An 11,605-nucleotide genomic window follows, 5' to 3' on the forward strand; every position below is an offset into this window, starting at 1 on the left:
TTTAGAAAGCGCGTTCTAATCAAATTTGTTTCAATGTTCCGCGCAGCGGTCGATGACTGACGCTGCTTGCGATTTTTTTAAATCTCGGGTAACCAGTCACTTTGGCAAGTTTCCTGCGTCGGATCGTCCAGAAGAAAGTCACACAGCAAATTGACAGTAGAACTGGCTATCAGCCTGTATCACTGTTCACAGGCAAGGAATGTCAGTGTTCGTCTCAGGACAATGGAGCGTCGTAGATGAGTAACCCGAAAGATGATGAACTGCAGCGCCAGGCCTCTGAGCACACGCTAGGCCTGAACCCGGTAGTAGGCCTGCGCCGCAAGGACTTGCTGAGCACCGCACGCCTCGTACTGCGCCAAGCGTTCAAGCAACCGATTCACAGCATCAAGCACGTCGCGCACCTGGGCGTCGAACTCAGAAACGTGATGTTCGGCAAGTCCGCCTTGCAGCCGCCGCCTGAGGACCGACGCTTCGCTGATCCGGCCTGGAGCCAGAACCCGCTTTACCGCCGCTACCTGCAGACCTACCTGGCCTGGCGCAAAGAACTGCACGAGTGGATCGGCGGCAGCAACCTCACCCCCCAAGACATCAGCCGTGCTCACTTTGTGATCAATCTGATGACCGAAGCCATGTCGCCCACCAACTCCGCCGCCAATCCGGCAGCCGTTAAGCGCTTCTTCGAGACCGGCGGCAAAAGCCTGCTCGATGGTTTGTCACACCTGGCCAAGGATCTGGTAAACAACGGCGGTATGCCGAGCCAGGTCAACATGGATGCTTTCGAGGTCGGCAAGAACCTGGCCACCAGCGAAGGTGCCGTGGTGTTTCGCAACGATGTGCTGGAGCTGATCCAGTACAAGCCGATCACCGAGCAGGTTCACGAGCGCCCCTTGCTGGTGATCCCGCCGCAGATCAACAAATTCTATGTCTTCGACCTGAGCCCGGAAAAAAGCCTCGCGCGCTTCTGCCTGCGCAGTAACGTGCAGACCTTCATCATCAGTTGGCGCAACCCGACCAAGGCCCAGCGCGAATGGGGCCTGTCGACCTACATCGAAGCGCTCAAGGAAGCCGTCGATGTGGTGCTGGCGATCACCGGCAGCAAAGACATCAATATGCTCGGGGCCTGCTCGGGCGGGATCACCTGTACCGCGCTGCTGGGGCATTACGCGGCGCTGGGCGAAAAGAAAGTCAACGCCATGACCCTGCTGGTCAGCGTTCTGGATACCACGCTGGACAACGAAGTCGCGCTGTTCGTCGACGAGCAGACGCTCGAAACCGCAAAGCGCCACTCCTATCAGGCAGGCGTGCTGGAAGGCCGCGACATGGCCAAAGTGTTCGCCTGGATGCGCCCCAACGACCTGATCTGGAATTACTGGGTCAACAATTACCTGCTCGGCAACGAGCCGCCGGTCTTCGACATTCTGTTCTGGAACAACGACACCACGCGCCTGCCCGCCGCTTTTCATGGCGATCTGATCGAGATGTTCAAGAACAATCCGCTGATCCGCCCCAACGCGCTGGAAGTCTGCGGCACGCCGATCGACCTCAAGCAGGTGACGGCCGATGTGTTCTGCCTGGCCGGCACCAACGACCACATCACGCCGTGGGCCTCCTGCTACAAGTAGGCGCGGCTGTTTGGCGGCAAGACCGAGTTCGTGCTTTCCAGCAGCGGCCACATCCAGAGCATTCTCAACCCGCCGGGCAACCCCAAGTCGCGTTACATGACGCACGATGAACTGCCTGCGGACCCGGCCGTCTGGCAGGAAAACGGCACCAAGCACACCGATTCCTGGTGGCTACACTGGCAGGAATGGCAGACCAGCCGCTCGGGCAAGTTGAAAAAGGCACCGGCCGCGCTCGGCAACAAAGCCTATCCATCAGCCGAGGCAGCGCCCGGGACTTACGTTCACGAACGCTAGGCTCGCTCAGTCCGGAGAAATCCCCCGGCGGTTCAATCAACAGGGCTTCGCGCATGCCGCAACCGTTTGTTTTTCGCTCCATTGACCTGAACGGACACACCATTCGTACCGCCGTGCGCCCAGGCAAGAGTCACCTGACGCCGCTGCTGATATTCAACGGCATCGGCGCCAACCTGGAGCTGGTGTTTCCGTTTGTCGAGGCGCTGGACCCGGACTTGGAAGTCATCGCCTTCGACGTGCCGGGAGTCGGTGGGTCGTCGACACCCAAACGTCCCTATCGCTTTCCGGGGCTGGCCAAACTCGCGGCGCGCATGCTCGATTACCTGAACTACGGGCAGGTCAATGCCATCGGCGTTTCCTGGGGCGGTGCGCTGGCGCAGCAGTTTGCCCATGACTACCCGGAGCGCTGCAAGAAACTGGTGCTGGCGGCTACATCAGCGGGCATGGCGATGGTGCCGGGCAAGCCACGGGTGCTGTGGTTGATGGCCAGCCCGCGCCGCTATATTCAACCGTCCCATGTGATTCGCATCGCGCCGGAAATTTACGGTGGGGCGTTTCGGCGCGACCACAATCTGGCAGCCAATCACGCTGCCAAAGTGCGCTCGTCCGGCAAGCTGGGCTATTACTGGCAGCTGTTTGCCGGCATGGGCTGGACCAGCATTCACTGGCTGCACAAGATTCACCAGCCAACGCTGGTGCTGGCCGGCGATGACGATCCGCTGATCCCGCTGGTCAATATGCGCCTGCTGGCCTGGCGAATACCCAATGCCCAGCTACACATAATCGATGACGGGCATTTGTTTCTGATTACCCGCGCCGAAGCCGTCGCGCCGATCATCATGGGGTTTCTGCAGCAGGAACGACAACGCGCGGTCATGCACCCGCAGCCCACGCCAACCCGAACGCGCTGACAGCGCCAGCAGGCCCGCGACGCCGAACAAAACAGTTTCAACCATTGCGCACTACATAGGAGCTTTTGAGCGCGCAAAACGACGCAAGCCCTTCGCAACAGAAGGGCTCGCGCCAACCCATGAGTTGCCTGACGACGGAGTGTTGCCCTCATGCAAGAAAAACCAGCGAAAGCTGCCGCGATCGCGCCCGCGCCTGCGAACTTTATCAACGCGCAAAGCGCCATAGCCGGCGTGCGCGGACGAGACCTGCTTTCGACCCTGCGTAATGTGGCTGCGCAAGGCTGGCGGCATCCGATTCGCAGCGCCCGCCACGCTCTGGCACTGGGCAGCCAGCTGGGGCGCGTGGTGCTGCTGGGCGAAACCCTTTATCCGCACAACCCAAAGGACAGCCGCTTCGCCGACCCGACCTGGAGCCTGAACCCGCTTTATCGCCGGGGGCTGCAGGTTTATCTCAGTTGCCAGCATCAAGTCAGGCAGTGGATCGATGACTGCGACCTGTCCACAGAGGACCGGGCCCGCGCGCATTTTCTGTTCACGCTGATCAACGACGCGCTGGCCCCGTCCAATACCTTGCTCAACCCGCAAGCCATCAAAGAGCTGTTCAACTCCGGCGGGGCCAGCCTGCTCAAAGGCCTGAGCCACATGGCCGATGACCTGTTGCACAACAACGGCCTGCCCAGCCAGACCACCAAGGACGCTTTCGAGGTAGGACGGACCGTGGCGGCCACACCCGGCGCGGTGGTGTTCCGTAACGAAATGTTCGAATTGATCCAGTACCGGCCGATGAGCGAAAAGCAGTTCAGCCGACCGGTGCTGATCGTGCCGCCGCAGATCAACAAGTACTACATTTTCGACCTCAGCCCGGCCAACAGCTTTGTGCAATACGCCCTCAAGAACGGTCTGTCGACGTTCATCATCAGTTGGCGCAACCCGGATATCCGTCATCGCGAATGGGGGCTGTCCAGTTATGTCGAGGCGGCCGAGCAGGCGATGAATATCTGCCGGGCGATCAGCGGCGCGCGTGAGGTCAATCTGGTGGGCGCTTGCGCAGGCGGTCTGACCATCGCCGCGCTGTTGGGCCACTTGCAGGTCAAACGCCAGACACGCCGTGTTGCCAGCGCGACCTACATGGTCAGCCTGCTGGACAGCCAGATCGATAGCCCTGCCACGCTGTTCATTGATGAGCAGGCACTGGAAGCCGCCAAGCGCCGCTCCTACCAGCGAGGCGTACTGGAAGGCAGCGAGATGAGCCGGGTGTTTTCCTGGATGCGCCCCAATGACCTGATCTGGACGTACTGGATCAACAATTACCTGCTGGGCAAATCGCCGCCGCCGTTCGACATTCTGTACTGGAACAACGACACCACGCGCCTCCCCGCCGCGTTGCACGGTGACCTGCTGGACTTCTTCAAGCACAACCCGCTCAGTCATGCCGGTGGGCTGGAAGTCTGCGGTACGCCAATCGACCTGCAGAAAGTCACGGTCGACAGCTTCAGCGTCGCCGGCATCAACGATCACATCACGCCATGGGACTCGGTGTACCGCTCGACCCTGCTGCTGGGCGGCGACCGGCGTTTCGTGCTGGCCAACAGCGGCCATGTGCAGAGCATTCTCAACCCGCCAGGCAACCCCAAAGCCAGCTATGTCGAGAACGACAGGCTGAGCAGCGATCCGCGTGCCTGGTACTACGACGCGCAGCACCACGACGGCAGCTGGTGGCCGAACTGGCTGAAATGGGTTCAGGAACATTGCGGTGCCGAACGTGAAACCCGGAGGGAGCTGGGCAACGCCGACTACCCGCCGATGGAGGCCGCGCCGGGGACCTATGTGCATGTGCGCTGACCCGGTCAGGCCAGCCCGAGACTCTGAATTTTGAACAAGAAGACTGGATGAAAACCCGCGACCGTATCCTTGAATGCGCGCTGACGCTGTTCAATCAGCAGGGCGAGCCGAACGTCTCCACACTGGAAATTGCCAATGAAATGGGCATCAGCCCCGGCAATCTGTATTACCACTTTCATGGCAAGGAGCCTTTGATTCTGGGCCTGTTCGAGCGTTTTCAGACAGAACTGGCGCCGCTGCTCGATCCGCCCTCGGACGCCAGGCTTGAGCCTGAAGACTACTGGATGTTTCTGCACCTGATTGTCGAGCGGCTGTCGCACTATCGCTTTTTGTTTCAGGACCTGTCCAACCTCGCCGGACGACTGCCTAAACTGGCCCGCGGTATTCGCAACCTGCTCAACTCGATCAAAAAGACCCTGGCCTCATTGCTGGCCCGCCTCAAGGCCCGCGGGCAACTGGTCAGCGAAACCCAGGCATTGGGGCAACTGGTGGAGCAGATCACCATGAACCTGCTGTTTTCACTGGACTACCAACGCATCCTCGGACGCGAGGGCAATGTGCGGGTGGTGGTTTACCAGATCATGATGCTTGTCATTCCACACCTGTTGCCCACCTCAAGAGAGGCGGCAGAACAGTTGGCGATGGAGTACCTGGGTGGGTGAACATGGGCGCGAGAAGCGTTCTCCCTGACGCACCTCGCGCCGCGCCGCATGCTCAAGAGCGGACGCAGAGCGTCCAGAACGGCATGCCGACGCTGAGCGTCGCACGATAGCGGTGCTGGCACGATAGTTGAAAATTGGTCTAAAACTGAATTAGCAGGCTGAACGCCCACCCCCTGTGGGAGCGAACTTGTTCGCGAAAGGGCCGGCACATTCCCCGAAGATGCATCGTCTGAACCACCCTCTTCGCGAACAAGTTCGCTCCCTGCGGCCTTCGGCCAGAAGCTTTGGCATGGCAGGTATTCGGGGTATTAAAAAAGCCCGGCCTGTTTGACAGGCCGGGCTTCGATGTTGCAGCCGGTTATCAGGACTGGCTGGCGGGTGTTTCCGGTGTAGCGGCCGGGGCGGTTGCCGCAGGCGTCGAACTGTTTGCCGCAGGCGACGACGCAGCGGGCTTGGCAGCCGGTTTTCTGGCCGCAGGCTTTTTCGCTGCAGCAGGTTTGGCGACGGCCTTGGCTTTGCTGGCGGTGGCAGTCGCGGCCTTGTTGGCCGCATCGACCGGTTTGGCCGCAGCTTTCTTGACTGCAGGCTTGGCCGCAGCGGTTTTGGCTGCTGCTTTGTCAGCAGTTTTCGCAACGGTTTTGGCAGCGGCCTTGACCAGCGGTTTGGCCGTAGTCTTCGGTGCAGGCTTGGCCGGCGCAGCTCGCGACGCCACTGGTTTGGCTTTCTCGCCAGTCAGTTGTTCGATCTGCCGGGTCAACTGGTCGACCTTGCTGTGCAGCGACTGAACTTCGTTGCGGCTCGGTACGCCCAGACGCGAAATGGCGCTGTTCAGACGCTTGTCAAAAGCACCTTCCAGCTCATTCCATTTGCCGACCGCGAGGTCTTTCACGTCGCCGACACGGGACTTGGCCGTCTTGGCCGTGTCCTTGACCTCATCGAGCTGTTTCTGCGCCTCGACCTTGGTCTGCTTCTCGGCTTTCTCACCGTCTTTTACCAGTGTCTCGAAAAGCTTGCTGCCGTCGTTGCTGATCTTGGAATAAGCCCCAAGACCCGCGAGCCAGATCTGGCGCGAGTACTTCTCGACCTCACCGATCCACGAGCTGCCATCTTTATCGATTTTCTTCTTGCCAGCCATCCTGCTCTCCTTATTGTCCAGACCCTGAACGTTCAAGTCATTTCGACTCTGAGCGCTCGAGCTTTTTAGGCACGACACGTTCAAGCAATGCCGTCAGCTCGTCGAGCTTGGCAGAGAGCGTGTCAACATCATGTTTAGACGGGATTCCAATACGGTTCAAGGCCTTTGCGACGCGACGGTCGAAAGCACCCTCGATTCTGCCTAATTGCGCATCGACACGCCCCTTGACGCCCGACACCTCACCCTTGATCGATTCGATTTCGCTGTTGGCGGCCACACGTGTTTCATCGACCGTCTTGAGCACTTCCTTTTCGGTCTGCTCGCCAGTTCTGATCAGCGCCTTGACGTACTGGGTGCCTTCCTCGTTGACACGGGAATAGGCACCCAGACCGGCCAGCCAGATCTTGCGGGCATACAGCCTGACGTCGGAAAGCGTGGAGGCTTGCTCGTCTTCGATTTTTTTCTTCGTGTTCGCTCTGGCCATGGTGCACCTCATGCTCGAAAGTTGAAGGAACCGCCCCTGATGGGCATAAGCACAACGTTACGGAGAAAAATTAGAAAGCTCACCCTAGGCTAAATACCAGGCCTCAGGCAGCCAGCGCCTTGTCCAGCACACGCTCGACTTCGGTCTTGATCGAGCCGCTCATGGTCGACAGGATGAAGTTGAGCTCGATATTGATGCGGATCAGCGCCTCTTCGACCTCGACCTTGCCCTTGGCGCCATTGCCTTCCAGTTTCACGGTATCGCCAGACCACTCGTGAGCCAGGCCATACTTGTCGGACAGCTTCTGAACCAGCTGTTCGGCTTTCTCGCGAGCCTTTTCCCGGCCCAGGGCGTGCGGGCGTTCAACGGTTATCTTGGCCATTGGAGCGTTCCTTGATCGTCAGATGAAATGCGGCGCAACTATATACACCCGCCCGCATCCAAGAAAGCGTTGCTGATGAGCCTTGTCAAGACAAAGCCGGCCTTGGCGATTAGAATGACCCGCACTCTATTCCGGTGAAGCGATATGAACGATCAGCGCAAAGGCAGCGATGCCGAACCTACGACTCACTTCGGTTACAAAAATGTACCGGAAAGCCAGAAGGCAGAAAAAGTCGCTGAGGTTTTCCATTCGGTCGCGGCCAAGTACGACCTCATGAACGACTTGCTGTCCGGTGGCATGCACCGCCTGTGGAAGCGTTTCGCCATTGAGCTGTCCGGCGTGCGCACCGGCAACCGCGTGCTCGACATCGCTGGCGGCACAGGTGATCTGACCCGCAAATTCTCGAACCTGGTCGGCCCGACCGGGCAAGTGGTTCTGGCTGACATCAACGCCTCCATGCTCAAGGTCGGTCGCGACCGCCTGCTGGACCTCGGTGTGTCGGGCAACGTCGAGTTTGTCCAGGCCGACGCCGAAAAACTGCCGTTTCCAGACAACCATTTCGACTGCGTGACCATCGCTTTCGGCCTGCGCAACGTGACGCACAAGGAAGACGCTCTGCGCTCCATGCTGCGCGTGCTCAAGCCGGGTGGCCGCTTGCTGGTGCTGGAGTTCTCCAAGCCGACCAACAAGCTCATGTCCAAGGCTTACGATGCTTACTCGTTCGCGTTCATGCCGCTGATGGGCAAACTGGTCACCAATGATTCGGAAAGCTACCGCTATCTGGCCGAATCTATCCGCATGCACCCCAATCAGGAAACCCTCAAGTCGATGATGGTCGACGCCGGTTTCGACCGCGTGACCTATCACAACATGACGGCGGGTGTCGTCGCCCTGCACCGCGGTATCAAACCCTGATGTTGCTTCGGGGGCTGCTCGCCAGCATCGAGCACGGTATCAATCGGGTGTTGCGCCTGGACAGCACAGCGTTGCCGCGCCTGGCGCGTCTGTCCGGCCATGTCATTGCCGTCGATTGCCGCGACCCGTCCCTGAAAATCTTCATTCTGCCCAGTGACGAAGGCCTGTTGCTGGCCGCTGACTGGGCCGCCGATGCCGACTGCACCCTGCGTGCACCGGCTTCCAGCCTGTTGCGTCTGGCCCTGAGCAAGGACAAGACCGCCGTGCTGCATGGCCCGGACGTCGAACTTGAGGGTGACAGCGGCGTACTGCTGGAACTGACCGGCATTCTTCAGGACCTCGAACTGGACTGGGAGCACGAACTGTCCAATTGGGTCGGCCCTGTGGCAAGCCAGCTATTCAGCAGCCGCGTGCGCAGCAGCGGGCGCTGGACGCGGGAAAGCTTCACCAGCCTCAGCCAGAACGTTGCCGACTACCTCAGCGAAGAATCGCGTACGCTGGTGGGCAATCACGAAGCCGAGGCACGCTTCGCCGAACTCGACCGGATCAAACTCGATCTGGACCGTCTCGAGGCGCGTTTTGCCCGCCTTGCCCACTTTCTCAATACCAGCGATAACGCATGAAGCTGCTTGCCGTCCGCCGTCTGTTTCGCATTCAACGTGTCGTTATTCGCTATCGCCTCGATGACTTGTTGTTCGCTTTGCCCTTGCCGTGGTGGATGCTCGCGGTGCGTTTCGTGCTGCCCTGGCGCTGGCTGCCACGGCGCAAGTCCGAGCTGAGCCGTGGCGTACGTTTTCGTCTGGCACTGCAAGACCTGGGGCCGATTTTCATCAAGTTCGGGCAACTGCTGTCCACGCGCCGCGATCTGCTGCCCGAAGACATCGCCGACGAGCTGATGCTGCTGCAGGACCGCGTGCCGCCGTTCGACCAGCAAGTGGCCATCAAGCTGATCGAAGAACAACTGGGCGCACGTATCTGCGATGTGTTCAGCCGGTTTGACGAAACACCATTGGCATCGGCGTCGGTGGCGCAAGTGCATGCCGCGTGCCTCAAGACTGGCGAAGAAGTCGTGGTGAAAGTGGTACGCCCGGGGCTCAAACCGATCATCGGCCAAGACCTTGCCTGGCTGTTCATCCTTGCCCGCATGGCCGAGCGTGTTTCCGCCGATGCGCGCCTGCTGCACCCGGTGCAGGTGGTGATGGACTACGAAAAAACCATCTACGACGAGCTGGACCTGCTGCGCGAAGCGGCCAACTCCAGCCAGCTGCGCCGCAACTTCGAAGGCTCCGACCTGCTTTACGTGCCACAAGTCTACTGGGACTGGTGCCGTCCGAAAGTACTGGTCATGGAGCGCATCTACGGCCTGCAGGTCACTGACATGGCCGGGCTGGCCGATCAGCGCACCGACATGAAGATGCTCGCCGAGCGCGGCGTGGAGATCTTCTTCACGCAGATCTTTCGCGACAGCTTTTTCCATGCTGACATGCACCCCGGCAATATTTTCGTCAGCACGGTCAATCCGTGGGCGCCGAAATACATCGCCATCGACTGCGGCATCGTCGGCAGTCTTACGCCGGAAGACCAGGATTATCTGGCGCGTAACCTGTTTGCCTTCTTCAAACGCGATTATCGCCGGGTTGCGCAGTTGCACATCGATTCGGGCTGGGTGCCGGCCGAGACCAAGCTCAATGAATTCGAAGCGGCCATCCGTACCGTCTGCGAGCCGATCTTCGAGAAGCCGCTCAAGGATATTTCCTTTGGTCAGGTGCTGATGCGCCTGTTCCAGACCGCGCGCCGCTTCAATATGGAAGTTCAGCCGCAACTGGTTCTGCTGCAAAAGACCCTGCTCAACATCGAAGGGCTGGGTCGTCAGCTGTACCCGGAGCTGGATCTGTGGAGCACCGCGCAGCCGTATCTGGAGCGCTGGATGCGTGAGCGGGTCAGCCCGAAAACCCTGCTGGGCAACCTGCAATCCCAGGTCGAGCAACTACCGCATATCGCCGGCATGACCCGCGACCTGCTGGAGCGCATGTCCCGCCCGCATGCTTCGGACCCGCCACGCCCCTGGCACGATCGCAAGGACGAGCCGGTCTTGCGGCTCATCGGTGCGGCCTTGCTGGTGGGCGGTGCGATACAGGGCTGGGTGATGAGCGAGGCAGCCACGCAGCTGCTGACGCTGACCGCATGGCCGGCGGCGATCATGCTGATCGCCGGGCTGTATCTGATCGTTCGCCGATAGCCAGCAGCGTATGGCGCTGGCACACTGTTCAATCCGCCGGGCCTGAAGTCCGGCTGCCGGAGTAGATATGAAAGACTGGCTGGACGAGATTCACTGGAACAGCGACGGTCTGGTGCCTGCAATCGCTCAGGACCGCAAGACCGGCCGGGTACTGATGATGGCCTGGATGAACCGCGAGGCCCTGAGCCTGACGGCCTCCGAAAATCGTGCAATCTATTGGTCGCGTTCGCGTGGCAAACTCTGGCGCAAAGGTGAAGAATCAGGTCATGTGCAAAAGCTGCACGAACTGCGCCTGGACTGTGACGCCGACGTTATTATCCTGATGGTCGAGCAGATCGGCGGCATCGCATGCCACACCGGCCGCGAAAGTTGCTTTTACCGCGTGTATGAACAGTCAGGCTGGAAGACCGTAGACCCGGTTCTGAAAGATCCTGATGCTATTTACCCTGCAGGCCATTGAACATGACTGATACGTTGTCCCGCCTGGCCGAGGTGCTGGAATCACGCAAGGATGCAGCTGCCGACAGCTCCTACGTCGCCAGTCTGTACCACAAGGGCTTGAACAAGATTCTGGAAAAGCTCGGCGAAGAGTCGATCGAGACCATCATTGCCGCCAAGGACGCAGCGGTCAGCGGTGATTGCAGCGATGTGATCTATGAAACCGCCGACCTGTGGTTTCACAGCATGGTGATGCTCGCCGCGTTAGGTCAGCATCCGCAGGCGGTGCTCGATGAACTGGACCGCCGTTTCGGCTTGTCCGGTCACACCGAAAAAGCTGCTCGCACGGCAGAATAGCGCTCTCCCCTTTCAAGCTTGAAATCTTTTACGAGGACTGTTTCATGGGTATTTTTGACTGGAAACACTGGATCGTCATCCTGATCGTCGTGGTACTGGTTTTCGGGACCAAAAAGCTCAAGGGCCTGGGCACTGACGTCGGTGAGTCGATCAAGGGCTTTCGCAAAGCGATGCACGATGACGACAAGCCCGCCGAGCAGCCTGCACCTCAACCTCAGCAGGCCCAGCCCGCGCCTCAGGGCTCGCCGCTGAACCAGCCGCACACCATCGACGCGCAAGCGCACAAAGTCGACGAGCCGATCCGCAAAGACCAGGTTTAAGCCC

12 protein-coding genes and 1 pseudogene are annotated in these 11,605 nt (G+C 59.8%); 10 read left to right on the plus strand and 3 right to left on the minus strand.

The genetic code is table 11. The features are described from left to right. The first annotated feature begins 236 nt into the window (after window positions 1-236). The 4 genes and pseudogenes from phaC (PSPTO_RS26575) (at window position 237) to PSPTO_RS26590 (ending at window position 5,331) form a co-directional block, all read left to right on the plus strand. A pseudogene (phaC, locus tag PSPTO_RS26575) lies at window positions 237-1,916 on the plus strand (class II poly(R)-hydroxyalkanoic acid synthase). Window positions 1,917-1,969: 53 nt separating this feature from the next. Next, window positions 1,970-2,827 (plus strand): poly(3-hydroxyalkanoate) depolymerase, encoded by an 858-nt coding sequence (gene phaZ, locus PSPTO_RS26580; protein WP_005739559.1) that lies wholly within the window; start codon window positions 1,970-1,972, stop codon window positions 2,825-2,827. A 150-nt stretch (window positions 2,828-2,977) separates the two neighbouring features. Further along, window positions 2,978-4,669, plus strand: coding sequence for a class II poly(R)-hydroxyalkanoic acid synthase (gene phaC / locus PSPTO_RS26585; protein WP_011105335.1), 1,692 nt, complete (start codon window positions 2,978-2,980; stop codon window positions 4,667-4,669). A 47-nt stretch (window positions 4,670-4,716) separates the two neighbouring features. Beyond that, a complete protein-coding gene (locus tag PSPTO_RS26590) occupies window positions 4,717-5,331 on the plus strand; it encodes a TetR/AcrR family transcriptional regulator (RefSeq protein WP_011105336.1) in 615 nt (204 codons plus the stop codon). 361 nt (window positions 5,332-5,692) lie between these two features. On the opposite strand, the gene PSPTO_RS26595 is transcribed toward PSPTO_RS26590, so the two are convergent. From PSPTO_RS26595 to PSPTO_RS26605, 3 genes are all read right to left on the minus strand, one after another. Next, window positions 5,693-6,466, minus strand: coding sequence for a phasin family protein (locus PSPTO_RS26595; RefSeq protein WP_011105337.1), 774 nt, complete (start codon window positions 6,464-6,466; stop codon window positions 5,693-5,695). A 37-nt stretch (window positions 6,467-6,503) separates the two neighbouring features. After that, entirely contained in the window at window positions 6,504-6,950 is a 447-nt protein-coding gene (locus tag PSPTO_RS26600) for a phasin family protein (protein WP_005765531.1), read from the minus strand. A gap of 103 nt (window positions 6,951-7,053) precedes the next feature. Then, window positions 7,054-7,332: a polyhydroxyalkanoic acid system family protein gene (locus PSPTO_RS26605; protein ID WP_003378882.1), complete on the minus strand. Its 279-nt coding sequence runs from the start codon at window positions 7,330-7,332 to the stop codon at window positions 7,054-7,056. A 144-nt stretch (window positions 7,333-7,476) separates the two neighbouring features. Here PSPTO_RS26605 and ubiE point away from each other — a divergent pair, with 144 nt between their 5' ends. The 6 genes from ubiE to PSPTO_RS26635 all read left to right on the plus strand — a co-directional run bounded on the left by ubiE (window position 7,477) and on the right by PSPTO_RS26635 (window position 11,601). After that, window positions 7,477-8,247 (plus strand): bifunctional demethylmenaquinone methyltransferase/2-methoxy-6-polyprenyl-1,4-benzoquinol methylase UbiE, encoded by a 771-nt coding sequence (gene ubiE, locus PSPTO_RS26610; protein WP_003378884.1) that lies wholly within the window; start codon window positions 7,477-7,479, stop codon window positions 8,245-8,247. Then, a complete protein-coding gene (locus PSPTO_RS26615) occupies window positions 8,247-8,870 on the plus strand; it encodes a ubiquinone biosynthesis accessory factor UbiJ (RefSeq protein WP_011105338.1) in 624 nt (207 codons plus the stop codon). Before ubiE ends, PSPTO_RS26615 begins: the two co-directional genes overlap by 1 nt. Beyond that, window positions 8,867-10,486, plus strand: a complete 1,620-nt coding sequence (gene ubiB, locus PSPTO_RS26620; protein ID WP_007245582.1) for a ubiquinone biosynthesis regulatory protein kinase UbiB — start codon at window positions 8,867-8,869, stop codon at window positions 10,484-10,486. The genes PSPTO_RS26615 and ubiB overlap by 4 nt, the downstream gene beginning before the upstream one ends. Window positions 10,487-10,553: 67 nt before the next feature. Beyond that, a complete protein-coding gene (gene hisI, locus PSPTO_RS26625; protein WP_011105339.1) occupies window positions 10,554-10,946 on the plus strand; it encodes a phosphoribosyl-AMP cyclohydrolase in 393 nt (130 codons plus the stop codon). Between the two features lie 2 nt (window positions 10,947-10,948). After that, on the plus strand, window positions 10,949-11,281 hold the full coding sequence (locus tag PSPTO_RS26630; RefSeq protein ID WP_011105340.1) for a phosphoribosyl-ATP diphosphatase: 333 nt from the start codon (window positions 10,949-10,951) through the stop codon (window positions 11,279-11,281). Window positions 11,282-11,325: 44 nt separating this feature from the next. Next, entirely contained in the window at window positions 11,326-11,601 is a 276-nt protein-coding gene (locus tag PSPTO_RS26635; protein WP_003378893.1) for a twin-arginine translocase TatA/TatE family subunit, read from the plus strand. Window positions 11,602-11,605 lie beyond the last annotated feature (4 nt).

Origin of the sequence: Pseudomonas syringae pv. tomato str. DC3000 (assembly GCF_000007805.1) — a bacterium.
Classification (GTDB): domain Bacteria; phylum Pseudomonadota; class Gammaproteobacteria; order Pseudomonadales; family Pseudomonadaceae; genus Aquipseudomonas; species Aquipseudomonas avellanae.